At 54.4% G+C, this 23,899-nt stretch carries 17 protein-coding genes and 1 pseudogene; 10 read left to right on the forward strand and 8 right to left on the reverse strand.

All coding sequences use genetic code 11. The features are described 5' to 3' along the window. The first annotated feature begins 8 nt into the window (after positions 1-8). From PW844_RS15785 to PW844_RS15795, 3 genes are all read left to right on the forward strand, one after another. Positions 9-1,628, forward strand: coding sequence for an ABC transporter substrate-binding protein (locus PW844_RS15785; RefSeq protein WP_299453602.1), 1,620 nt, complete (start codon positions 9-11; stop codon positions 1,626-1,628). A gap of 113 nt (positions 1,629-1,741) precedes the next feature. Next, on the forward strand, positions 1,742-2,725 hold the full coding sequence (zntB, locus tag PW844_RS15790) for a zinc transporter ZntB (protein WP_299453605.1): 984 nt from the start codon (positions 1,742-1,744) through the stop codon (positions 2,723-2,725). Between the two features lie 319 nt (positions 2,726-3,044). Next, positions 3,045-3,191 carry a hypothetical protein gene (locus PW844_RS15795; protein WP_167379243.1) on the forward strand — a complete coding sequence of 49 codons (147 nt, stop codon included), beginning with the start codon at positions 3,045-3,047 and terminating at the stop codon, positions 3,189-3,191. 49 nt (positions 3,192-3,240) lie between these two features. Here the strand turns inward: PW844_RS15795 and ttcA are convergent, their stop codons facing one another. Both ttcA and PW844_RS15805 read right to left on the reverse strand, forming a co-directional pair. Beyond that, positions 3,241-4,176, reverse strand: coding sequence for a tRNA 2-thiocytidine(32) synthetase TtcA (ttcA, locus tag PW844_RS15800; protein WP_299453610.1), 936 nt, complete (start codon positions 4,174-4,176; stop codon positions 3,241-3,243). A 190-nt stretch (positions 4,177-4,366) separates the two neighbouring features. After that, on the reverse strand, positions 4,367-5,596 hold the full coding sequence (locus PW844_RS15805; protein WP_299453613.1) for a DUF6056 family protein: 1,230 nt from the start codon (positions 5,594-5,596) through the stop codon (positions 4,367-4,369). Between the two features lie 173 nt (positions 5,597-5,769). On the opposite strand from PW844_RS15805, the gene PW844_RS15810 reads away from it, so the two are divergent. Together PW844_RS15810 and PW844_RS15815 are read left to right on the forward strand one after the other, a co-directional pair. After that, entirely contained in the window at positions 5,770-6,975 is a 1,206-nt protein-coding gene (locus PW844_RS15810) for an FAD-dependent oxidoreductase (protein WP_299453616.1), read from the forward strand. Between the two features lie 138 nt (positions 6,976-7,113). After that, positions 7,114-7,314, forward strand: coding sequence for a DUF2767 family protein (locus PW844_RS15815; protein ID WP_084875001.1), 201 nt, complete (start codon positions 7,114-7,116; stop codon positions 7,312-7,314). 36 nt (positions 7,315-7,350) lie between these two features. Here PW844_RS15815 and nifJ read toward each other — a convergent pair whose 3' ends face one another. Next, the gene (gene nifJ, locus PW844_RS15820) at positions 7,351-10,881 is read right to left on the reverse strand and encodes a pyruvate:ferredoxin (flavodoxin) oxidoreductase (RefSeq protein ID WP_299453625.1); all 3,531 of its coding nucleotides are present in this window, start codon (positions 10,879-10,881) and stop codon (positions 7,351-7,353) included. 340 nt (positions 10,882-11,221) lie between these two features. Between nifJ and PW844_RS15825 the strand changes: the two genes are divergently transcribed. Next, positions 11,222-11,494 (forward strand): DUF333 domain-containing protein, encoded by a 273-nt coding sequence (locus PW844_RS15825; RefSeq protein WP_084874997.1) that lies wholly within the window; start codon positions 11,222-11,224, stop codon positions 11,492-11,494. Between the two features lie 15 nt (positions 11,495-11,509). Here the strand turns inward: PW844_RS15825 and PW844_RS15830 are convergent, their stop codons facing one another. Continuing rightward, positions 11,510-12,502, reverse strand: coding sequence for a 2-hydroxyacid dehydrogenase (locus PW844_RS15830; RefSeq protein ID WP_299453628.1), 993 nt, complete (start codon positions 12,500-12,502; stop codon positions 11,510-11,512). 163 nt (positions 12,503-12,665) lie between these two features. Between PW844_RS15830 and PW844_RS15835 the strand changes: the two genes are divergently transcribed. From PW844_RS15835 to PW844_RS15845, 3 genes are read left to right on the forward strand one after another with little or no spacing between them, the layout of a single operon-like run. After that, positions 12,666-15,287 carry a YdbH family protein gene (locus PW844_RS15835; protein ID WP_299453630.1) on the forward strand — a complete coding sequence of 874 codons (2,622 nt, stop codon included), beginning with the start codon at positions 12,666-12,668 and terminating at the stop codon, positions 15,285-15,287. Further along, positions 15,284-15,472, forward strand: a complete 189-nt coding sequence (locus PW844_RS15840; RefSeq protein ID WP_013509194.1) for a YnbE family lipoprotein — start codon at positions 15,284-15,286, stop codon at positions 15,470-15,472. The genes PW844_RS15835 and PW844_RS15840 overlap by 4 nt, the downstream gene beginning before the upstream one ends. An 11-nt stretch (positions 15,473-15,483) precedes the next feature. Next, positions 15,484-15,804 (forward strand): YdbL family protein, encoded by a 321-nt coding sequence (locus PW844_RS15845; protein ID WP_299453635.1) that lies wholly within the window; start codon positions 15,484-15,486, stop codon positions 15,802-15,804. Positions 15,805-15,855: 51 nt separating this feature from the next. On the opposite strand, the gene azoR is transcribed toward PW844_RS15845, so the two are convergent. Then, complete coding sequence (gene azoR, locus PW844_RS15850; protein ID WP_299453637.1) at positions 15,856-16,455, reverse strand: FMN-dependent NADH-azoreductase; 600 nt, start codon at positions 16,453-16,455, stop codon at positions 15,856-15,858. A gap of 243 nt (positions 16,456-16,698) precedes the next feature. Here azoR and hrpA point away from each other — a divergent pair. Further along, a pseudogene (gene hrpA / locus PW844_RS15855) lies at positions 16,699-20,596 on the forward strand (ATP-dependent RNA helicase HrpA). A 101-nt stretch (positions 20,597-20,697) separates the two neighbouring features. Here the strand turns inward: hrpA and PW844_RS15860 are convergent. The 3 genes from PW844_RS15860 to PW844_RS15870 all read right to left on the reverse strand — a co-directional run bounded on the left by PW844_RS15860 (position 20,698) and on the right by PW844_RS15870 (position 23,890). Continuing rightward, the gene (locus PW844_RS15860; protein WP_299453639.1) at positions 20,698-21,504 is read right to left on the reverse strand and encodes a serine protease; all 807 of its coding nucleotides are present in this window, start codon (positions 21,502-21,504) and stop codon (positions 20,698-20,700) included. A gap of 279 nt (positions 21,505-21,783) precedes the next feature. Beyond that, entirely contained in the window at positions 21,784-22,233 is a 450-nt protein-coding gene (gene asr, locus PW844_RS15865) for an acid resistance repetitive basic protein Asr (RefSeq protein ID WP_299453641.1), read from the reverse strand. A 169-nt stretch (positions 22,234-22,402) separates the two neighbouring features. Continuing rightward, positions 22,403-23,890, reverse strand: a complete 1,488-nt coding sequence (locus PW844_RS15870) for a carboxypeptidase M32 (protein ID WP_299453645.1) — start codon at positions 23,888-23,890, stop codon at positions 22,403-22,405. Between the last annotated feature and the right edge of the window lie 9 nt (positions 23,891-23,899).

The raw sequence follows: 23,899 nt of genomic DNA on the forward strand, positions 1-23,899 counted from the left end.
GAGTGGTGATGAAAATAACTTTTCGCAAGACGCTTGCTGCCTTAATGGTTATCGGTGCAACTTCGCCGGTATTCGCCGCCAATGTGCCGCCGGGCGCACAACTGGCACCGGTACAGGAAATCGTGCGCCATATTAAAGATGAACCTGCATCGCTTGATCCGATGAAAGCCGTCGGCCTGCCGGAAATTCAGGTCATGCGTGATTTGTTCGAAGGGCTGACCAATCAGGATGCGCAGGGCCATATCGTGCCAGGCGTGGCACAAAGCTGGAGCAGTAACGATAACAAGACCTGGATTTTTAACCTCCGCAAAGATGCCCGCTGGTCCAATGGCGACCCGGTCAGCGCCCAGGATTTTGTTTATAGCTGGCAACGGCTGGTTGATCCGAAAAATAGCTCGCCTTCAGCCTGGTTTGCGACGTTGAGCGGCATCGAGAACGCTGAAGCCATCACCAAAGGGCAGATGAGCCCTGACAAGTTGGGTGTCAGCGTGCTGGATGGTAATCGTCTTAAGGTGACATTGTCACGCCCGGTGCCGTGGTTTCCCAGCATGGTAGCCAATGCGGCGCTGTTTCCGGTGCCGGGAAAAGTCATTGCACAAGAGGGTGATGGCTGGACGGCCCCCGGTAAGCTGGTCGGCAACGGCGCTTATCAGCTCCAGGATCGTGTCGTGAATGAAAAAATTGTGCTGATCCGTAACAGCCATTATTGGGATGATGCGCACTCGGTACTGACTAAAGTCACCTTCATTCCAATCAATGAGGAATCCAGCGCTACCAAACGTTATCGTGCTGGCGATATCGATATCACTGAATCCTTTCCGAAAAACATGTACGCGCTGCTGAAAAAAGAGCTGCCGGGCCAGGTCTATACTCCGGACCAGCTTGGCACCTATTACTACGCCTTTAACACCGAAAAAGGCCCGACTGCCGATATCCGTGTGCGTAAGGCGCTGACATGGACCATCGATCGCCGCATCATCGCCGAAAAAGTGCTGGGCACCGGTGAGAAGCCCGCCTGGCGCTTCACGCCGGATGTAACAGCAGGTTTTACGCCGCAGAAAAGTTATATGCAGCAGCATAGCCAGCAGGAACTCAATGCGCAGGCTAAATCGCTGCTGACGGCTGCGGGCTATGGACCGGCTAAACCGCTGCATCTGACGCTGCTGTACAACACCTCAGAAAGCCATCAGAAAATCGCAATTGCGGTGGCATCGATGTGGAAAAAGAATCTGGGCGTGGATGTCACGCTGCAAAATCAGGAATGGAAGACGTATATCGATAGCCGCAACAGCGGCAACTTTGACGTTATTCGTGCCTCGTGGGTGGGAGATTATAACGAGCCCTCTACCTTCCTCAGCCTGCTGACTTCCAGCCATAGCGGCAATATCGCGCGTTTTCATAATGCCGATTACGATGCCGTGCTGGCAAAAGCCAGTAACGAAACCAGCGCGCAGGCACGAAATCAGGACTACAACCGTGCCGAGCAAATTCTGGCTGAACAGGCACCGATTGCGCCGATTTATCAGTACACCAATGGACGTCTGATTAAACCCTGGGTGAAAGGCTACCCGATTACCAATCCGGAAGACGTGGCCTACAGCCGCGAAATGTGGATTGAAAAACACTAATCTCCCTGGCGGCCGCTCTGGCCGCCTGTCATGTTTGCTCACAGCCTGAAGATTGCAACTCGTCGTCGCCACGCTAGACTGTATCGTATTGATTTTGATGGAGAGGCGAGTTCGTGAACGTCATTGAAGGTAAAGAATTGAAGGTTTCAGATGCCATTGTGGCTTGTCAGCTCGACGGCAAAGGTGGGGTGATCGCTATTGATGAGACTGAGGTCATCAATTGTGAACGTCCTTGCTGGCTACACCTGAATTACACCCAGGAGCAGAGCGCTGAATGGCTGCAAAAAACCCCACTCATCCCCGATGCCGTGCGTGATGCGCTGGCTGGCGATAGCATGCGGCCACGCGTGTCACGCCTTGGCGATGGTTTTATGATTGTGCTGCGCAGCGTTAACCACAACAGTGATTCACGACCGGATCAACTGGTGGCGATGCGGGTATTTATTAATGACAAACTGATTGTTTCGACGCGTCGTCGTAAAGTCTACGCCGTCGATGAAGTGCTGACCGATCTGCAAAACGGCAATGGCCCGGTAGACGGCGGCAGCTGGCTGGTGGATGTGTGTGATGCGCTTACCGATCATGCCAGTGAATTTATTGAAGAGATGCATGACAAGATTATCGAGCTGGAAGATGCCCTGATGGATCAACAGGTCCCGGCCCGGGGTGAACTGGCGTTGCTGCGCAAGCAACTGATTGTGATGCGTCGTTATATGGCCCCGCAGCGGGATGTCTATGCACGACTGGCCAGTGAAAAGCTGGCGTGGATGGACGACGATAACCGTCGTCGCATGCAGGATATTGCCGACCGACTTGGCCGCGGGCTGGACGATCTGGATGCGGGGGTGGCACGAACGGCAGTGCTGACCGATGAAATCGCCGCAGTGCTGGCGGAAGCGATGAACCGGCGTACCTACACCATGTCATTGCTGGCGATGATTTTCCTGCCGACCACCTTTTTAACCGGCCTGTTTGGTGTCAACCTCGGGGGTATCCCGGGCAATAGCTGGCATATGGGTTTTGGCGTGTTCTGCCTGCTGTTATTAATCATGGTAGTGGGACTGGCCTGGTGGCTAAGACAACGCAAATGGCTATAAGCGCTACTGATGATGTTAATGGCGGGTTAGCAGAAGGTAACCCGCTGTAAATTAAGGATGCGAGGGTAAAAAAGCGTAAAAAAACTGATCGACGTCAATATCCACATCAGGCAACAGGAGCAAACTCTCTCTCGCAGGTGAATGCAACGTCAAGCGATGGGCGTTGCGCTCCATATTGTCTTACTTCCTTTTTTGAATTACTGCATAGCACATTTGATTCGTACAACGCCGGCTAATCCGCCGGCTTTTTTTTGCCCGTTTGCCAGTGCCGCTTATCTTTTCCTATGCTTATAAGACATTCAGCGACAAGGAGAACGGCATGTCAGTTATCCGCGCCACCGATCCCATACCAACCGATCCGCCACCGATTCCGGAACCGATTCCGCATCCACAACCCATTCCTGAACCCGATCCGCCCTACGATCCTGAGTTTCCACCGATTATCGATCCGCCACCGCATCGCTAATAAAAAAGGCGCGTAGCCGAAGCGACGCGCCTTTTTCTGTCGGGGCGAATTACTTTATCTGCAACACATCCAGACGGACGCTTAAATCGGCAGCATCTTCCTCTTCCGGTTGCCAGCCAGCAGGTTGCACGGGCAGCGATTCACGGTCGAATGCCAGATCGCCGCCATCAATCACCGCATCGCCATGCTGAATGCCTTTGAAGTCAAACAGGTTAATGTCGGCCATATGGGACGGCACGATGTTCTGCATCGCGCTAAACATGGTTTCGATACGGCCCGGGTAGCGTTTATCCCAGTCGCGTAGCATATCGGCCACCACCTGACGTTGCAGGTTAGGCTGGGAGCCGCACAGATTACACGGGATAATCGGGAACTGGCGAGCTTCAGAGAAACGGATGATGTCTTTTTCGCGGCAGTAGGCCAGCGGGCGGATCACGATATGCTTGCCATCATCGCTCATCAGCTTTGGTGGCATACCCTTCATCTTGCCGCCGTAGAACATATTCAGGAACAGCGTTTGCAGAATATCGTCGCGATGATGGCCAAGGGCAATTTTGGTACAACCCAGCTCAGTCGCGGTGCGATAGAGAATGCCGCGACGCAGACGCGAGCATAATGAACAGGTGGTTTTGCCTTCCGGAATCTTCTCTTTAACGATGGAGTAAGTATCTTCGTTAACAATCTTATACTCAACGCCGAGGTTATCGAGATACGCGGGCAGTATGTGTTCCGGGAAGCCGGGCTGCTTCTGATCAAGATTCACCGCCACCAGTGAAAAGTTAACCGGCGCGCTTTGTTGCAGATTACGTAAGATTTCCAGCATGGTATAGCTGTCTTTGCCGCCCGACAGACACACCATGATACGATCGCCTTCTTCAATCATATTGAAATCAGCAATGGCTTCGCCCACGTTACGACGCAGACGCTTTTGTAATTTGTTCAGGTTGTACTGCTCTTTTTTTGTGACTTCTTGATTTTCTGACATTATTTTCACGCTTTACAATGACGGCTTGAGGTGTGAAGCATCACAGAACGCATCCCGCGACTGAAAACCCCTCTGACATGAGTGCGTATGGTACGGATTGCAGCGCTGAACGCCAGCGCATTTTGCAGTTATCCTGGTTATACGGCTACTGAGATTCTTCAGATAAAGTGCCTGCATTCTGCCGCGATAATCACCGGAGCAGCTTGCTCCGACGCATTGCACACGCCTGAAGAGCCAGATACGCTGCCAGCGCAGACACCATCATTCCTGACACCATCAGCACTCGTTGCCCTGAAGCATAGATGGTAGGTGACAGGCCGAGCATCACCGTTCCTGAATATGAGACGATATAGGCTATCGCGATGAGCCATGCCGTTCTCCTCTCCTGTTGCGCCAGGAACAATAGCAAGGTGGTGGCGAGAGCAAAGATGATAACCGTAGCGGCTCTGGCAATGGCGAAAGAGCTGGTTATATTTTCTGAACTGAACTTATAGATGGCATCAAAATTTGCTGTGGCAAAAACTCTGCGTTCAATCAGTGACAAGATGATGGTTGCAATAAGCAGTAACAGAGAAAATATTTGAGCCTTTTTATTGTTGCGGAGTATCAGGGCTAAACATAAATAAATAATACCAACTGCGACTGGCTGAACAGTGAACATCTGGTCAAAGGCCAGACTCAATCCCATGAGCACTTTATCAACAAGATTGAGATTAACAAAATCAGGCATCCAGCGCCCAATCTCAAGATATAATCTACGCGTATTTCCCGGGCTGAGTACGATGTACGTGAACACCGGCAGAGTGGCTGCCAGAGAGATGAGTGCCGCTTTTCTCACTGGTCCCCGATAGAGCAAAGCGATAGTCGGCAATAGAAAGAGATTGATGACCACAATCTGTTCGCTGAACGACGACAAGAAAAAAATTACCGCGGTGAAGAATGCATTTCTGTAGAGATGCTGTTCTGTCGTGCATCGTTTAAGCAGAGCAAAGCCTAATATGGAAAGGGCAAACGGCCACAAGTAGTTAACTGAGCCAGTCATCCACAGGATGCCGTCCTTGATAAATCCTTTTTTAATAGTAAAAAGTATGACCAGTACAAAGAACAGGCTAGCTAAAATGGCATCTTTTTTATTTTTCGCTACTATCCAGGATAATGAACATACGGTTACAGCGAAGAAGAATGAATTTAAAAATGCCCATGTTTGTTTATGGTTTATTATTTTCAATAATGCGAATTCAATGGCGGTGCGGGAGGACCATGATTGATAGCGTGTAATAAGCCATTGGAAAATATCTGGGGTATGTGCTTCTTGCGAAAACACGACATCATCTGAATAGTGGGAAATTCCTTTTAGCTTTAAATAAGAAAATGCACACAGGAAAATAATAAAAAAAAGAGCTGTGAAAGTCCGTGTCATTGTTTTTCTACCTTGCGTACCTGATGAGTATTAGAACCTTGCTGACGTTATATTTTATCAGGTACGAGGCACGGGAAAAAGATGGGTATGATCATCATAAGCGCAGAATTATCATCTATACACAAATGATAATTATTATCATAAACTGATCGGGTGCTAACAAAGGAGTGGTTATGAAGCCCGAAGCGAATGACATCCTGAAAACCGATTGCTGTATTGTTGGCGGAGGCCCGGCGGGGTTGATGCTGGGGTATCTGCTAGTGCGCGCGGGGTTACGCGTGGTGGTGATAGAGAAACACGCCGACTTCCTGCGCGATTTCCGCGGAGATACCATTCATCCCTCTACACTCGAAATCATGCATCAGCTCGGTTTACTGGACGAACTTTTGCTATTGCCACACCAGCGTGCAGAAAAGTTACAGGCTGAATTGGCCGGTGAGGAAGTCACCATGGCCGATTTCACCCGACTGCCCGTGCAATGCCGTTTTATCGCGTTTATGCCGCAATGGGACTTTCTCAACTTTCTGGCGCAGAAAAGCGCGCAGTTTGCCGGTTTCACTCTGCTGCAATCCACCACTTTCGACAGTTTTCTCTACCAGCATGACACTGTGCGGGGAATTCGGGCGAACACCGAACAGGGCCCGGTGGAAATTCAGGCCCCGCTGATCGTGGGGGCTGATGGCCGCAATTCAGCGGTCCGTCTCGCCGCCGGATTGACCAGTCGGGCGTTTGGCGCATCAAAGGATGTGGTGTGGTTTCGGCTGGATAAACAGTCGGGCGATCCGACCTGGGGAATGGGACATAAGGGGCCACGGCAAAACTTTATCGTTATCGATCGCGGCACCTACTGGCAATGCGGCTACACCATTGCGAAAGGCCAGTTTGAGGAATTAAAGGTGGCGGGCCTGGATCAGTTTAAACAGGCTATCGCTGCCGTTGCCCCCTTTAGCGTGGAACGGATGTCAATGCTGGAGGAGTGGCAGCAATTTAAGTTACTGTCGATCCGTATTGACCGGCTCGATAGCTGGACGAAGCCCGGTGTGCTTTGCATCGGCGATGCGGCGCACGCGATGTCGCCGATAGGTGGGGTTGGCGTCAATCTGGCGATTCAGGATGCGGTCGCAGCCGCCAATTATCTGACGGAACCGCTGCGCCGGGGTGAAGTCAGTGTGCGCGATTTGGCGAAGGTACAGAAACGCCGTCAGTTTCCGACGGTGGCAACACAATTTCTGCAAATTAAAATGAGCAGCAATAAACGTAAGCCCGGCAGTAAAAGCCCGATGCCTGGTCTTATCCGCCGCTTTCCCTTTCTGCGTTTTGTATTTGGTCGCCTGATCGGACTGGGATTCCGCATGGAGAAGCCACGTTTTTCTGGCTAAGTCAGCCACTGGAACCGGATCAGCATTCTTTGCCTGAATTATTTGTGCATTTATTGATCTGCGCGAAGATTTTGCTTTGTCTGCACTGACAGGATGGAAGCATAAGTTACTTTAGTTTCTAAAGGTGAGGAGAGGCAGATGCAAACGTACGACATGGTATTTGAAGAAGCGTGCCGCCTGGTGGGGCAATGTTACCTGGAACTGGCGCAGCGTGGCGCGGCGACAGAAAAAGATGTGCTGGCAACGGAGCTACAAAATCTGCAACTCCGTTATCGCGAATTAACCGGATCCCCGAACCGGGCAGTGGAGATGGCAATTACGCAACTCAAGCCCTGTTGATAAGCTTGCAGCCCGGCCATTTGTGCCGGGCTTTGTTTATGACTCGTTTTTCTCTGCTTTCCCTGCCAGTTCTGCCAGCCGCTGATAACGTTGATTAGCAGCGTCGCTGGCATCACGCCACAACCGGGCAGCGGCTTCCGGTTCGCTGGTTTGCAGCTGCCGGAAGCGCTGCTCATTCATCAATGCCTGCTCCAGCTCAGAGCTGGGTGGGCGTGAATCGAGTGACAAGGCGGCTTTGCCCTGTTCCGCACGACGTGGATCGAAGCGATAGAGCGGCCAGAATCCACTGGTGGTCAGCAGGCGCATTTGTTCATGGCTATAGGCCAGGTCATAGCCGTGCTCCTCGCAGGGGCTGTAGGCGATGATCAACGACGGCCCCGGCCAGGCTTCGGCTTCCTGAATCGCTTTCACCGTTTGATTGAGTTGGGCACCGAGCGAAATCTGCGCCACATAAACATGCCCGTACAGTAAGGTTGCCATGCCGAGGTCTTTACGCGCCTTACGTTTTCCCTGTTCGCCAAACTTGGTGACGGCCCCCAGTGGAGTGGCTTTCGAAGCCTGTCCGCCGGTATTGGAATAGCATTGGGTATCAAGCACCAGCACATTAACGTTTTCACTCAGGCTCATCACATGGTCCAGCCCACCATAACCGATGTCATAGGCCCAGCCATCGCCGCCAATCAGCCACACCGATTTATCCACCAGCGCATCGGCTGCGATCATTAGCGCCTGAGCATCCTGCAGTGTCGAGCTTTGCAGCAGGTTGCGCAGTTGCGCGATCTGCTCACGGCGCAATGATGGTGTGACATTGTCACTTCTGAGGCCGGCGACCAGGTTCTCTGGTAGTTGCGCGGCGCACTGTTCCAGCAGACGCAGTGCTCGCTGACGTTGCTGATCAACGCTCAGCCGGAACCCCAGGCCAAACTCGGCGTTATCTTCAAACAGGGAGTTTGCCCAGGCCGGCCCGCGTCCTTCCGCGTTGGTGGTATAAGGCGTAGACGGCAGATTGCCACCATAAATGGAGGAACAGCCGGTTGCATTGGCGATCAACAGCCGGTCGCCGTAGAGCTGAGTCAGCAACTTAATATAAGGCGTTTCGCCGCAGCCGGAGCAGGCACCGGAATATTCAAACAGCGGGGTGATCAACTGAGAGGTACGGATATCGATACGGTCCAGTTGCTCGGCTGTGATCTCCGGCAGGGCAAGAAAGGCGTCGTAATTGATTTTTTCCGTTTCAACATGCTCCAGACGAGATTTCATGTTGATGGCTTTGATTTCCGGATGTTCACGATCGCTGGCCGGGCACACTTCAACGCACAGGTTGCAGCCGGTGCAATCCTCGGGGGCGACCTGTAACACGTATTTTTGTCCGCGCATATCGCGCGATTTAACATCCAGTGAGGCCAGAGTAGCGGGCGCCCCCGCCAGCGCTTCCGGCGGCACGACTTTGGCGCGAATGGCGGAATGGGGGCAGGCCGCCACGCAGTGGTTGCATTGGGTACAGAGATCGGGCTGCCAGATTGGTACAGCCTCGGCAATGTTGCGTTTTTCCCATTGGGTGGTGCCGGTCGGCCAGCTGCCATCGGGGGGTAAAGCGGATACCGGCAATTTGTCACCCAGACCGGCCAGCATCGCTGCCGTCACGGTTTTGACAAAATCAGGTGCATTATCTGCAACAACCGGTGGGCGATGCGGGCTGCGGGTATCGACCGGTTGCAACGGCACCGCCTCCAGCGCCTGTTGTGCCATTGCCAGCGCCTGCCAGTTGCGCTGCACCAGTTCCTCACCTTTGCTGCGATAGCTGCGGGCGATAGCGTTTTGCAGTTCTGTCAGGGCGCTGTCCCCCGGCAAAATTTGCGTCAGCTGGAAGAAAGCCATTTGCATCACGGTATTGATGCGTGCCCCTAACTGGCATTCGCGCGCAATGCGGGCGGCGTTGATCACGTAAAAACGCGCCTGTTTGTTGTTAAGCTGCGTCTGCACTTCCTGTGGCAGACGAGACCACACTTCATCGGCCGCGTAGGGGGTATTCAGCAGAAAAATACCGCCGGGTTTGAGTTGGTCTAACATCGCATATTTGTCGATGAACTGTAGCTGGTGACAGCCGATAAAATCGGCCTGCTGAATCAGATAGGCCGACTGGATAGGTTGCTGGCTGACACGCAAATGCGAGACCGTCAGCCCGCCGGCTTTTTTCGAGTCATAGACAAAATAACCCTGCACCTGCCAGGGCGTGGCATTGCCGATAATCTTTAGGTTATTTTTGGTGGCACTGACGCTACCATCGCTGCCCAGCCCGTAGAACAAGGCTTCCAGGTGGGCGCGATTGGGGACAATATTGGTTTCCGGCGGCAGCGACAGATGAGTGACATCGTCATAAATACCGACGGTAAAGCGGGCCGGTGGTTCAGGACGTTGCAGGGCGCGGAACACCGCCAGTACCGCATCGGGTGCGAATTCTTTCGATGATAAACCGTAGCGTCCACCGCTAATCCGCGGCAACGTACTGCGCTCGCCGCGACTGTAGGCTTCCGCCAGTGCGGTCATCACATCCAGAAACAGCGGTTCACCGAGCGCGCCCGGCTCTTTGGTGCGATCCAGCACCGCGACACGCTGGACAGATTCGGGCAGAACGGTCAACAGATGGCTGGCGGAGAACGGACGATAGAGGCGGACTTTGACCAGACCGACTTTTTCGCCACGCTGCAATAACGCGTCAATGGCTTCTTCGGCGGTGCCACAGCCGGACCCCATCATGATAATCACCCGCTCCGCCTGCGGATGGCCGTAAAACTCGAACGGCTGATAACGGCGGCCGGTTTGCCCGGCAAACGCCTCCATGGCGTTAATCACATGTCCGGTGCAGGCGTCGTACCACAGGTTAGTGGCTTCGCGTGACTGAAAATACGTATCCGGATTGGCAGAGGTGCCGCGCACTGTCGGGTGATCCGGGGTGAGGGCGCGGGCGCGATGGTGCGCAATCGCTTCCTGTGGCATCAGTGCCAGCAGCGTCTCGTCACTGATCGGGACGATTTTATTGATCTCGTGCGAAGTACGAAAACCGTCAAAAAAATGGATAAACGGAATGCGGCTATTAAGCGATGCCATTTGCGCAATCAGGGCGAAATCCTGCGCTTCCTGCACGCTGGAGGCACAAAGTTGCGCACAACCTGTTTGACGTACCGCCATCACGTCAGAATGATCGCCGAAAATCGATAAGGCATGGGTAGCAATGGTACGTGCCGCCACATGCAGGACAAACGGCATCAGTTGCCCGGCCAGTTTGTAGAGTGTCGGGATCATCAGCAGCAGGCCCTGCGATGAGGTGAACGAAGTGGAAAGTGCGCCGGTTTGCAGTGCACCGTGAACGGTGGCAATCGCACCGCCCTCGGATTGCATCTCCACCACACGCGGGACGTCGCCCCAGATATTGCGGCGGCCAACGCCTGCCCAGCTATCCGCCAACTCTGCCATGGTTGAGCTGGGCGTGATGGGGTAGATGGCGATAACTTCACTGGTACGGAAGGCGACAGAAGCCACAGCACCGTTGCCGTCGACGGTAATCATAGATCGTCCTTTGCTAAGCTGAAAATGCCCGTAAAATTGCCGGGGTTAATTATCTCAGTCTAGCAAAGCGACCTGTCGTCACTTTCTTATCTGTGTGGTGTGCTGAATCCTGCGCATCGAAATCTAACTTTGCCGCTTTTTACGCCACTTACGGCAGGTTGCTGTGGGTCTGAAAGGTGGGCACTTTTCGCCGCTAAGTGGTAAAAAAACGTCAATCAGGAAAATTCTGGTTGCAAAGCCGGAAAGAAAATTTTGTAAAAAGCTGTGTCGCCTCTCGACCCCTTGCTGCGCCTGACATATGCTGGTTCGAATTTTTCCCTATCCGCCCGGAGCCTGAACGATGAAAGCCGCTTCCTTCCTGCTGGCCGGTGCTGCACTGTTACTTTCTGCCTGCAGCAGCAATAGTGATAATGAACCGCCGCAACAGGCGACTGCCGCACATATACAACCGCAGGTGGTGATGTCGTCGCTGGCGGAATCGAATTGCTCGAATGCCGGGGGTACACTGGCGTTTTCACGTCAGCTCGATGGTTCCCGTATCGGGATGTGCCAGTTGGCAAATGGTCGTCGTTGTGATGAGCAGGCGCTGATGGGTGGGAGATGCGCCCGCTAACGCAGGCGCACACAGTCAGGCTTTTACCAGGTTGGGACACTCTTCTCCCCGTTCCAGCTGCCCCAGATTACTCAGCGTGGTTTCGGAGATGGCGGTTAAGGCTTCCGCCGTCAGGAATGCCTGATGGCCGGTGAATAATACGTTGTGGCATGCCGAGAGGCGACGAAACACGTCATCCTGAATCACATCATTCGATTTATCTTCAAAGAAAAGATCCCGCTCGTTTTCGTACACATCCATCCCCAGCGCGCCAATTTTCTGCTGCTTCAGCGCGTCAATTGCGGCCTGAGAATCAATTAAGCCACCACGACTGGTGTTGATGATCATCACCCCATCTTTCATCTGGCTGAAAGCATGGGCATTCAGCAGATGATGATTTTCCGGCGTCAACGGGCAGTGCAGAGTGATGACATCGGACTCGGCAAATAAGGTTTTCAAATCCACATATTCTGCACCAAGCTCCAGCGCCTGCGGGCTGGGATAAGGATCAAACGCCAGCAGGCGCATACCAAAGCCCTTCAGGATACGCATGGCAGCCACACCAATTTTACCGGTGCCGACCACGCCTGCGGTTTTATTGTGCATATTGAAACCGGTTAAGCCATCGAGCGAGAAGTTAGCGTCACGGGTACGCTGATAAGCGCGATGGATGCGGCGGTTCAGCGTCATCATCAGGCCCACCGCATGTTCCGCTACGGCTTCCGGCGAATAGGCGGGTACGCGCACTACCTGTAAACCGAGCGCCGCAGCGGCGGTCAAATCGACATTATTGAATCCGGCACAGCGCAGCGCGATATATTTCACCCCCAGTGCAGCCAGTTCCTCCAGCACCACTTTGCCACCATCATCATTAACGAAAATACAGACGGCATCACAGCCGACGGCGTTTTTGGCGGTGGCCTCTGTCAGCAGAAAGTCAAAGAACTCCAGTTCAAAACCGTAGCTGGCGTTGACGTGTTCGAGGTATTTCTGGTCATACTGTTTGGTGCTGTAAACCGCAACTTTCATTGTTTCGCTCCTGAAAAATGGAATGCAGGTATGTTCACAGGATAACGGTTTCTGCATAACTTTGCTGGTGAATACCCAAAGCAGGGTTTAAGCCTTCATAAACCCGGCATAACATGCCATCATCTTTGTCAGGATTGTGTTAAGAACAGGAAAGTGAGCTGCCATGACGCGGGGCCTACGCCGATTACTTGCAGCGCTGCTGGCGCTGACATTGTTGCTATTGGGATTATTACTGACGGTGACGCAATGGTTGCCCCGTCTGGTCGGTATCTGGCTGCCGGACAATACCCGCGTGGAACTGAACGCTGCGCCCGGCTGGCAACAGGGCGGTCTGTTTATTCCAGAAGTCCGCTACCTGGCTGGGGATTGTGAACTTGCTAAAGTCAGTGATGCCCGGCTCGGCTGGCATCAGCATCGCTGGCAACTCGCCGCCCGCCAGCTACAACTCAACAGTGACTGCCTGCAATCGTTGCCGCAAAGCCGCGCTCCCAGCGATGCCCCGCGTACTCTGGCGCAGTGGCAGGCGATGCTGCCGGGTGCAGATATCCATCTTGATCAACTGGTTCTTTTACCGTGGCAGCAATATGCCGGTCAGTTTGACCTGACTCTCGACAAAGACGCACAGCTCTTACGTTATCAGGGCAATAACCTGAGCGTTGACGCGCGCCTGCAAGGCCAGCAGTTGCAACTCACGCAGCTGCAATTAACCCACCCGTTACTGCCCAAACCGCTGGATGTGCATGGCACCCTGACATTGCCCACCTTCGCTGATGGATTGCCGGTGGCAGGTGAACTCAGTGGCGATATCAGCCTGACGCAGTGGCCACAGCCGCTCAGCCTGGCGCTCAACTGGCAACAGCAGCAGGGTAAGCTGACGGTGCGTCAGCTGGGGGACGAGCAACCTTTGCTGCAACTGCCGTGGCAGATCGACGATCAACACATCCGTATTGCCCAGGGACAATGGCGTTGGCCGCAGCAGGGGCAGCCGCTGGCGGGTGGTCTGGCTCTGACGCTGACTCACTGGCAGCAGGGGCTGGAAAACACGCAGGTCGAGGGGCGCTTCAATTTGCTGACGCAAGGTAAGGGCGGCAAAGGCAACCTGGTGCTGAGCGTCGGACCCGGTTCCCTCAGCCTGCAAAACAGCCATTTACCATTCCAGTTAACCGGCGAAAGCAAATTTTCTGAGCTGCAATTATACGGTGCTATTCCGGGCGTATTGCAGGGGATGCTGACCGATCCGCAACTGGCGCTGCGGCCCGGTGCCTTGCTGCGCCTGCGTGGCCGTCTGCTTTCCACACTGCAAGTGGATGAGGCACGCTGGCCGCTGGCCGGGGTGACATTGAGTACAGCAGGGATCAACGGACGGTTGCAGGCGATCCTGCAGGCACACGATCCCAGCTTTGGTCGCTTCAGACTGCATCTTGATGGCCGTGCGACACAATTCTGGCCCGATAGGGGACGCTGGAACTGGCGCTACTGGGGCGACGGGGTGATGGAGCCGCTGAATGCCAAATGGGATGTGAAAGGCACCGGTAGCTGGCAGGACCAGCTCATCAGTCTTGATACGCTGGACACCGGTTTTGATCAGCTGGCTTACGGCATGGTAGAGGTGAGCAAACCACGTCTTACCCTCACCGCGCCGGTGCGCTGGCAGCGCGACGTACAACAACCCGCTTTTAACGGCGGTTTTGTTCTCAAGTCGGGCCAGACCCGCTTCAGCTACGGAGGCTGGTTACCGCCCTCGGAACTCAATTTTGAAGCGAAAGGCAGCGACCCGAGCCAGTTTATCTGGCGTGGTCAGCTCAGGGCAGGCGATATCGGTCCGCTGCGGGTGCATGGACGCTGGGATGGCGAACGATTACGTGGTGAAGCCTGGTGGCCAAAACAATCGCTGGCGGTGTTTCAGCCTTTACTCAGCAGCGATCTGAAGATGCGCATTCAGTCGGGCGATCTTCAGGCGCAGGTGGCGTTTTCTGCCGCCAGCGATCAGGGATTCGAGGCGGGGGGACACTGGGTGGTAAAAAACGGCAGCGTCTGGATGCCAGATAGCGAAATCAATGGCATCGATTTCTCGCTGCCGTTCCGCCTGAAAGATCATCAATGGCAGCTTGGCCGACGTGGGCCGGTATCCCTGCGCATCGCGGAAGTGAAAAATCAGTTTGCTTTGCAGAATATCACCGCCGATTTGCAGGGCCATTATCCGTGGCAGGAACGGCAGCCGCTGACGCTCTCCAATGTCAACCTCGACCTGCTAGGCGGCCACGTCAGCCTGCCGGAGCTGCGTCTGCCGCAGCATGACCCCGCGCGTATTTCGCTGCGAGATATCGACCTGAGCCGCTTGATTACCGCGATTAAACCGAAACAGTTCGCCATGTCCGGCAAGGTCAATGGCGAATTGCCGTTGTGGGTGAATAATCCACGCTGGCTGGTTGAGAAAGGTTGGATCGCCAACAGCGGCCCGCTGACCTTTCGCATGGACAAAGACATGGCGGATGCCATCACCAGCAACAATTTTGCCGCCGGTGCGGCGATGGACTGGCTACGTTATATGGAGATCTCCCGTTCATGGGCCACGCTGGACCTGGATAACTTCGGCAATCTGACCATGCAATCGGAGGTGAAGGGCACCAGCCAGTTCAGCAATCGCCGACAATCGGTCAACCTTAATTACCGTCATCAGGAAAATTTGTTCCAGCTGTGGCGCAGCCTGCGCTTTGGCGATAATTTGCAATCCTGGGTGGAGCAAAATGCCGCCCTGCCATCCAAAAAGGACCCCCAACCATGAGCCTGAGGGCATTACTGGTGCTGGCAGCCGGGCTGCCGCTGATTGGCTGCGTGCCGCGTATTGAAGTCGCGGCACCGAAAGAGCCGATCACCATCAATATGAATGTAAAAATCGAGCATGAAATTCACATCAAGGTGGATAAAGATGTGGAAGCCCTGCTGAAGAATCAGAGCGGTTTATTTTGAGGAGGGGGGCGATGAAGCGTAAAGGGATGGTTCTGCTATTGGCGCTGTTACTGGCGCCTTCTGCCTGGGCGCTGACGCTCGACCAGGCCCGCCAGCAGGGGCGGGTCGGTGAAACGCTGAGTGGCTACATTGCCGCACGTCAGCAGGACAGCGAAACGCTGGCGCTGGTCAAACGCATCAACGACGGACGTAGCCAGCAATATCAGCGCGTGGCGCAGCAGAACAATTTGACCACTGGTGAAGTGGCGCGCATCGCTGGAGAAAAACTGGTGAATCGTGCCGGATCTGGCGAGTATGTGCAGGGAATTAACGGGCAATGGTTGCAAAAATAGGCAAAAAAAAGCCGGGCGCTCAGGCCCGGCTAAAAGATGACACAGTTTTGCTTACGCAGCAGCAATCTCTTTGATCGCGTCTTTAGCATCGCTGGTTGCTTTGGTCGCCACTTCCGGACCGTAAGCAATACCTTCTGCGAACACGAAGTTCACATCAGTGATGCCGATGAAACCGAGGAACAGCTTAACGTATGGGGTCAGCAGGTCGGTCGGGGTGTCTTTGTGGATGCCGCCACGGCTGGACAGGATCACCGCACGTTTACCTTTCACCAGACCTTCCGGGCCCGCTTCGGTGTAACGGAAAGTGACGCCAGCACGGGCAATCAGGTCGAAGTAGTTTTTCAGCTGGGTCGGGATGTTGAAGTTGTACATCGGCGCCGCGATAACGACCACATCATGAGCCTGCAGCTCAGCAATCAGGGCGTCTGACAGAGCCAGCGCTTCCTGCTGACGCGGTGACAGCGGAGCGTCAGAAGGACGCAGCGCGCCAACCAGCTCACCGTCCAGAACCGGAATCGGGTCAGCGGCCAGGTCACGAACGGTGACTTCATCACCATTGCTCTTTGCCTGCTCAACATAGAAATCAGCCAGTTGGCTGGACTGAGAGTAACCTGCAAGGATGCTGGATTTCAGAACTAATACTTTGCTCATGGTGTTTTCCTGTTTGTCTACGCGGAAGGCTTACCGCTCAATGCGTTACACTCTACGAAGATTCAGGGCCGGGTAAAAGCGCAATATTTCGAGACCTATGTTCGAATTTATTGAATAAGGCAGCACGCACGGTCAGGGCAGCAGAGGCAAATTATGCTATGATGCCGCTCATTAATTGATTGAATCCGCCGGTATTTCCGGCCGGCAGTGCCTGAGCATTGCCACAACAGGTAACTCATCACTATGTCATCATCCGTTACTTCTCCTTTGGCCCCGTTCTGGACGCGACTCGAAAACCTGATGTTGCGCGATCGCCAGCGCCTGCAGCGTCGGCTACATGGCGCAACCAAAGTGAAAAATCCTGCCGCACAAGAGGGGATTGCTGCCGAGCTGGAGGCCGAATTCATCCAGGCGGAGCAGCGCGTCGCCCAGCGTATGGCCGCGACACCCCGCATCACTTTCCCGGAAAATCTGCCCGTCAGCCAGAAACAGCAGGCAATTGCCGAAGCCATTCGCGACCATCAGGTGGTCATCGTGGCGGGTGAAACCGGCTCGGGCAAAACGACACAGCTGCCGAAAATCTGTCTGACGCTGGGTCGGGGTGTGAAAGGGTTGATTGGTCATACCCAGCCGCGCCGTTTGGCTGCGCGTACCGTCGCTAACCGTATTGCCGACGAGCTGGAGACATCGCTCGGTGGCTGCATTGGTTACAAGGTCCGTTTTAACGATCAGGTCAGCGACACCACCCAGGTGAAGCTGATGACCGACGGTATTCTGCTGGCCGAGATTCAGCAGGACCGCATGTTGTTGCAGTACGACACCATCATCATCGATGAAGCGCATGAACGCAGCCTGAATATCGATTTTCTGTTGGGCTATCTGCGCGAGTTGCTGCCGCGTCGTCCGGATCTGAAGGTGATCATCACCTCCGCTACCATCGATCCGCAGCGCTTTTCACGTCACTTTAACAACGCGCCGGTGATTGAAGTGTCTGGCCGCACCTTCCCGGTGGAAGTGCGTTATCGTCCCATCGTTGAAGAAGCGGAAGACACCGATCGTGACCAGTTACAGGCCATCTTTGATGCGGTGGATGAACTGGGCCAGGAAAGCCGTGGCGATATCCTGATTTTTATGAGCGGTGAGCGTGAAATCCGCGACACCGCCGATGCGCTGATGAAGCGTGATCTGCCACACACCGAAATTTTGCCGCTGTATGCGCGTCTGTCGAACGCGGAACAGAACCGGGTGTTCCAGTCTCACAGCGGGCGACGCATCGTGCTGGCCACCAACGTGGCGGAAACCTCGCTCACTGTACCGGGCATTAAATACGTTATTGACCCCGGCACTGCGCGTATCAGTCGCTATAGCTACCGCACCAAAGTGCAGCGTCTGCCGATTGAGCCGGTGTCCCAGGCCTCGGCGAATCAGCGTAAAGGCCGCTGCGGCCGTGTCTCGGAAGGCATCTGTATCCGGCTGTACTCAGAAGACGATTTCCTGAGCCGCCCGGAATTTACCGACCCGGAGATTCTGCGTACCAACCTGGCGTCGGTTATTTTGCAGATGACCGCGCTCGGCCTCGGCGATATTGGCGCGTTCCCGTTTGTTGAAGCCCCGGATAAACGCAATATCCAGGATGGGGTCAGGTTGCTGGAGGAACTGGGGGCGATCACCGTCAATGAAGACGGGCACTACAAACTGACCGCGTCCGGGCGGCAGCTGGCATTGCTGCCGGTGGACCCGCGCCTGGCGCGTATGGTGCTGGAAGCGCAGAAATTTGGTTGTGTGCGTGAAGCGATGATCATCACCTCGGCGCTTTCGATTCAGGATCCGCGTGAACGTCCGGTGGAGAAACAGCAGGCATCGGACGAGAAACACCGGCGATTTGCAGATAAAGAGTCCGACTTTCTCACGTTCGTGAATTTGTGGAACTACCTGCAGGAACAGCAAAAAGCGCTGTCGGGGAATCAGTTCCGTCGCCAGTGTAAAAGCGACTACCTCAACTATCTGCGCGTACGCGAATGGCAGGATATTTACACCCAGCTGCGCCAGGTGGTGCGTGAGCAGGGGATGCCGGTCAACAGCGAACCGGCACCCTATCGTGAAGTTCACTGCGCTTTGCTGAGCGGGCTGCTATCGCATATTGGTCAGAAAGATGCCGATAAACAGGAGTTTACTGGCGCACGCAATGCCCGCTTCTCCATCTTCCCCGGTTCTGGTCTGTTTAAAAAACCGCCGAAATGGACCATGGTGGCGGAACTGGTGGAAACCAGCCGTCTGTGGGGACGTATCGCCGCCCGCCTCGATCCGGAGTGGATCGAGCCGCTGGCGCAGCATCTGATCAAGCGCAGCTACAGCGAGCCGCACTGGGAGAAAGCTCAGGGCGCAGTGATGGCGACTGAAAAGGTCACACTGTACGGTTTGCCGATAGTGCAGGCACGTAAGGTGAATTACAGCCAAATCGACGCGCCACTGAGCCGTGAATTGTTTATCCGCCATGCGCTGGTGGAAGGTGACTGGCAGACGCGTCACGCCTTTTTCCGCAACAATCAGAAGCTGCGTAGCGAAGTCGAAGATCTGGAACATAAATCACGTCGCCGCGATATCCTGGTGGATGATGAGATGCTGTTTGCCTTTTACGATCGGCGTATCGGCAGTGACGTCGTTTCGGCGCGTCATTTTGACAACTGGTGGAAAAAAGCCAGCAAAGATAATCCCGACCTGCTCAGCTTCGATAAGCAGATGCTGATTAAGGATGGTGCGGAAAAGGTCAGCCAGCTTGATTACCCGAATTTCTGGCATCAGGGCAACCTGAAGCTGAAACTGAGTTACCAGTTTGAACCGGGTGCCGATGCCGATGGGGTAACGGTACATATCCCGCTGCCGCTGCTTAATCAGGTTGATGAGGCCGGGTTTGAGTGGCAAATCCCCGGCGTGCGCCGCGAACTGGTGATTGCCCTGATTAAATCGTTACCGAAACCGGTACGACGCAATCTGGTGCCCGCCCCGAACTATGCTGAAGCCTTCCTCGGTCGTGTAACCGCGCTGGAATTGCCGTTGCTGGATGCGCTGGAGCGCGAGTTCCGCCGAATGACGGGGGTCACCATTGACCGCGAAGCCTGGCAATGGGATCAGGTGCCCGATCACCTGAAAATGACCTTCCGTGTGGTGGATGAACACAACCGCAAGTTACAGGAAGGCAAAGATCTGCATCAGCTGAAGCTGGCGCTGAAAGGGAAAGTGCAGGAAACGCTGTCTAAAGTGGCGGATGACGGGCTGGAGCAGAGCGGTCTGCATATCTGGAGTTTCGGAGATTTACCGCAAAGCTATGAGCAGAAACGCGGTAGCTATCAGGTTAAAGCCTGGCCTGCGCTGGTGGATGAGAAAGATAGCGTTGCGATTCGCCTGTTTGACAGCGAGCAGGAGCAACAAAAAATGATGTGGCGCGGTCAGCGTCGCTTATTGCTGCTGAACATTCCATCGCCGATCAAGTATCTGCACGAAAAGCTGCCCAATAAGGCCAAACTCGGATTGTACTTTAACCCGTATGGCAAAGTGCTGGAGCTGATTGACGACTGCATCGCCTGCGGTGTGGATAAGCTGATGAGCGAAGCAGGGGGGCCGGCGTGGCAACAGGAAAACTTTGAACAGCTGCGCGACAAAGTCCGTGCCGAACTCAACGAGACGGTTGTCACCATTGCGAAACAGGTGGAGCAGATCCTGACCTGCGTTTTCAATATCAACAAACGCCTGAAAGGTCGGCTGGATATGTCACTGGCGCTGGCACTGGCGGATATTAAGAATCAGATGAGTGGGCTGGTGTATCGCGGTTTCGTGACCGGCAACGGCTGGCAGCGTCTGGCAGATACCTTGCGTTATTTGCAGGGCATTGAGCGTCGTCTGGAGAAATTGCCGGTCGATCCACATAGCGATCGCGCCCGCATGCTGAAAGTACAGGCTGTGGAGCAGGCGTGGCAAAGCTGGCGTAACAAGCTGCCGCCGCAGCGTCAGGATGATGCGGAAGTGCTGGCGATACGCTGGATGCTGGAAGAGTTGCGTATCAGCTACTTTGCCCAGCAACTGGGGACGCCTTTACCCGATTTCGGATAAGCGTATTTTGCAGACCATGGAGCAGATGAATTAATCGCACGTTCATCGTAGCGGCGCGATTTATCGCGCTCTTTTGACCTTTGGGGTTAAAAAAACGCGCGATAAATCGCGCTGCGACATCGGGTTAGCGCAATGTTATTGCGCTAACTCCTCCAGCTTGTCGCGGAACGAGGTGACCGCAATGGCGCGGTTATCTGCACGGTAACGATCGGCGGGTGCAGGGGCGGAGCTTTGCACCGCAATTAATTGCCAGCCGTCATCTTTCTTCAGCAGCAGCGGTGAACCGCTGTCGCCGGGCAGGGTGTCACATTGGTGCGACAACACCGCGCGCTGTGCCCAGCCGGTTATCAAACAATCGCTGTGCGAATACAGCGTATCCAGATGATCTGCCGGGTAACCAGCCTGAGTTACCTGACGTCCTGTGGCTTTCAGCGCGTCCGTCAGATCGCCACGCGAACCGTCAAACAGCGGAATCGGCGTAATAGCGGAGGGCGGGTTATGCAGGATAATCAAACCGTAATCAAAAGGTGCGGCGTCAGGCGGAACAATCCAGCCTTCACCATCGGCTTTCAGCTTGCGTGCCAGAGAGGGTTCCACGCGAGCATCGATATCATGAATTTCATAGCGCCAGCCTTTTTTGCCAGCCATAAAACGCAGCGCCACGGGTTTATCGAATTTGCCTGGTGGGGTCAGTAAACAGTGACCTGCGGTTAATGCCAGATGGGCAGAAATCAGCGTAGCAGTGCAGAGGTTGCCGCTTTCGGTCTCCAGTTGACCAATGGCATCCCAGGGCGCAGCGCTGACATCGGTAATGGCTTTGCGGTGATCCTTGCCAAAGAACAGCGTTTTAATCTCGTCCGGGCTTGGCCCGTCTTCGTCATCGGCATGTGCTGCAAGGTTAAAACTGAAAATACCAACAAATAACAGGATAGCCAGGCGCATAGTTCTCTCAATGGCGAGAATAAGTAGAGGTTTTGGTCATCACGCTTGAGCGATAACTATAGTCGGTAAGCGGTAAAATAGGGAGAAATATTGGGATAATCAGCACGCTACAACGACTAAATAAAGAAGCTGGCTGCGACAATGCCGCAAAGGATCACCACAATCAGAATGATTTCGAAGCGATAGCGACGCACCATGTTCCGCTACTCCAGTAAACAAACACCCGGCAGAACCGGGTGTTTTAATCATTAATGCAAGGTCGGGCGCGCAGAGGCAACCTTATTTAGCGGCTTTTTTGGTCGCTTTTTTGTGGTGCTTTTTAGCAGCCTGAGCTTTCTGTGCAGCAGGTTTAGTTACTTTTTTGTGGTGCTTTTTAGCAGCCTGGGCTTTCTGTGCAGCCGGTTTGGTTGCTTTTTTGTGGTGCTTTTTAGCAGCCTGAGCTTTCTGTGCAGCAGGTTTGGTTACTTTTTTGTGGTGCTTTTTGGCAGCCTGAGCTTTTTGTGCGGCTGGTGCTGCTTTTTTCTTTGCTGCTTTTTTGTGTTTCTTGGCAGCCTGAGCTTTCTGTGCAGCGGCTTTCTTGTGTTTATGAGTAGTCGCTTTGTGTTTAACCGGTGCAGCGGTAGTGGTTGCAGCAGCAGCCGGAGCCGGGGTAGCAGTGGTTTCAGCTGCGAAAGCTACAGAAGACAGACCCATAGCAGCGGCGATCACCAGCGCAAATAATTTTTTCATTGCAAATTCCTCGAACTATTTTTTCATGTGTAGCCCACTGCGGGGCCGGTGAAATGACTATATGAAATTGCAGGGATTCTTTCCGTGAGGGATTGGTATCGGCGTGTAACGGAATGTACAAAGGAAGGTAAAGGAATGGAAAAGGCGGCCAGCAAGGCCGCCGCGCAGTTTAATCAGCCAGATAACGTTGTTCAAGATGCTGGCGGAAATAGTGCGGATTTAAGCTTTCTCCGGTGGCGTTGACCAGCAATTGCCCGGTCGGGAAACGGCTGCCGTGCTGCCAGATATTCTGTTGCAGCCAGTCAAACACCGGTTGTAAATCCCCCTGCAGAATCAGCTCGCTGACCTGTGGAATGGCGCGCTTCACCGCCTGGAACAGCTGTGCCGCATACATGGCTCCGAGGGTGTAGGTCGGGAAGTAACCAAAGGCTCCATCCGTCCAGTGGATATCCTGCATACAGCCATCACGATAATTGCCACGTGTATCCATGCCGAGTGCATCCTGCATCTTTTCATCCCACAGCGCAGGAATATCGTCTACCTCGATCTCGCCCTCAATCAACGCACGTTCAATCTCGTAACGTAAAATCACGTGTGCCGGATAGCTAAGTTCGTCGGCATCAACACGGATCAGGCCCGGTCTCACACGTTGCGTCAGACGGATAAAATTATCACTGGCGAGGGCGGGCTGATCGCCCATCAGCGCAATCACCTGCGGCTGGATTCGTTGCAGAAACTCGCGGCTGCGTCCCAGCTGCATCTCCATAAATAGACTTTGCGATTCGTGCATCGCGGTGGAACGCGCATGCGCAACCGGCTGCCCGCGCCACTGCTGGGGCAGATTCTGTTCATAACGGGCGTGACCGGTTTCGTGGATCACCCCCATCATCGCGCTGAGAAATTCGTTCTCATTGTAACGGGTGGTGATGCGGACATCTTCCGGCACACCGCCGCAGAAAGGGTGGGCACTGACGTCGAGACGGCCATGATTGAAATCGAAGCCGAGGGTGCCCATCAGGCTCAACCCGAGTTGCTTTTGTGATTCGATAGCAAACGGACCGACCGGCGTGGTGACGGGATGCTGCAGTTGTTTTGCCACCACTTTTTGCAGCAGTTCCGGCAGCCAGCTTTTTAACTCGCCAAAGGTCTGGTCAAGCTGAGCACTGGTCATACCCGGTTCGAACACGTCAAGCAGTGCATCGTAGCGGGAGACGCCCAGCGCCTCAGCACGCAGCTGTGCTTCTTCGCGGCTCAGTTTCACCACATCTTTCAGATTGGCGGCGAATCCCTGCCAGTCATTCGCCGGACGCTGCTGACGCCAGGCGTGCTCACAACGGGAACCCGCCAGCGATTTTGCTTCAACTAATGAGGCCGGGAGAAGGGTAGCCTGTTGCCAGGCACGGCGCATTTCCGTCAGGTTTGCCTGCTCCACATCATTGAGAGATTCCTGCTGCGCGGCATCAAACAAGCCACCGAGGCGTTTATCGGTCAGAATTTCGTGCATAAATACGCTCAGCTCGGCCATGGCTTCACCACGGGCGCGGCTGCCACCGGCAGGCATGGTAGTTTGCATATCCACACCGGCGATAGCGCCTAAATGGCCGAAGCGAGACAGACGCAGAAAAGTGCGGCTAAGTTCCTGATAAGCTGAGGACACGGGCAAACT

The organism is Pantoea sp., assembly GCF_028283705.1.
Classification (GTDB): Bacteria; Pseudomonadota; Gammaproteobacteria; order Enterobacterales; family Enterobacteriaceae; genus Pantoea.

Excerpts from the sequence above, each read along its gene's own strand:
- PW844_RS15830 (WP_299453628.1), bottom strand. The coding sequence starts at position 12,502 with ATGAAAGTTGCGGTTTACAGCACCAAACAGTATGACCAGAAATACCTC.
- PW844_RS15805 (WP_299453613.1), bottom strand. The coding sequence starts at position 5,596 with ATGACACGGACTTTCACAGCTCTTTTTTTTATTATTTTCCTGTGTGCA.
- PW844_RS15840 (WP_013509194.1), top strand. The coding sequence starts at position 15,284 with ATGAGCCTGAGGGCATTACTGGTGCTGGCAGCCGGGCTGCCGCTGATT.
- PW844_RS15810 (WP_299453616.1), top strand. The coding sequence starts at position 5,770 with ATGAAGCCCGAAGCGAATGACATCCTGAAAACCGATTGCTGTATTGTT.
- PW844_RS15815 (WP_084875001.1), top strand. The coding sequence starts at position 7,114 with ATGCAAACGTACGACATGGTATTTGAAGAAGCGTGCCGCCTGGTGGGG.
- PW844_RS15860 (WP_299453639.1), bottom strand. The coding sequence starts at position 21,504 with ATGCGCCTGGCTATCCTGTTATTTGTTGGTATTTTCAGTTTTAACCTT.
- azoR (WP_299453637.1), bottom strand. The coding sequence starts at position 16,455 with ATGAGCAAAGTATTAGTTCTGAAATCCAGCATCCTTGCAGGTTACTCT.
- nifJ (WP_299453625.1), bottom strand. The coding sequence starts at position 10,881 with ATGATTACCGTCGACGGCAACGGTGCTGTGGCTTCTGTCGCCTTCCGT.
- PW844_RS15825 (WP_084874997.1), top strand. The coding sequence starts at position 11,222 with ATGAAAGCCGCTTCCTTCCTGCTGGCCGGTGCTGCACTGTTACTTTCT.
- PW844_RS15785 (WP_299453602.1), top strand. The coding sequence starts at position 9 with ATGAAAATAACTTTTCGCAAGACGCTTGCTGCCTTAATGGTTATCGGT.
- PW844_RS15835 (WP_299453630.1), top strand. The coding sequence starts at position 12,666 with ATGACGCGGGGCCTACGCCGATTACTTGCAGCGCTGCTGGCGCTGACA.
- PW844_RS15845 (WP_299453635.1), top strand. The coding sequence starts at position 15,484 with ATGAAGCGTAAAGGGATGGTTCTGCTATTGGCGCTGTTACTGGCGCCT.
- asr (WP_299453641.1), bottom strand. The coding sequence starts at position 22,233 with ATGAAAAAATTATTTGCGCTGGTGATCGCCGCTGCTATGGGTCTGTCT.
- PW844_RS15795 (WP_167379243.1), top strand. The coding sequence starts at position 3,045 with ATGTCAGTTATCCGCGCCACCGATCCCATACCAACCGATCCGCCACCG.
- ttcA (WP_299453610.1), bottom strand. The coding sequence starts at position 4,176 with ATGTCAGAAAATCAAGAAGTCACAAAAAAAGAGCAGTACAACCTGAAC.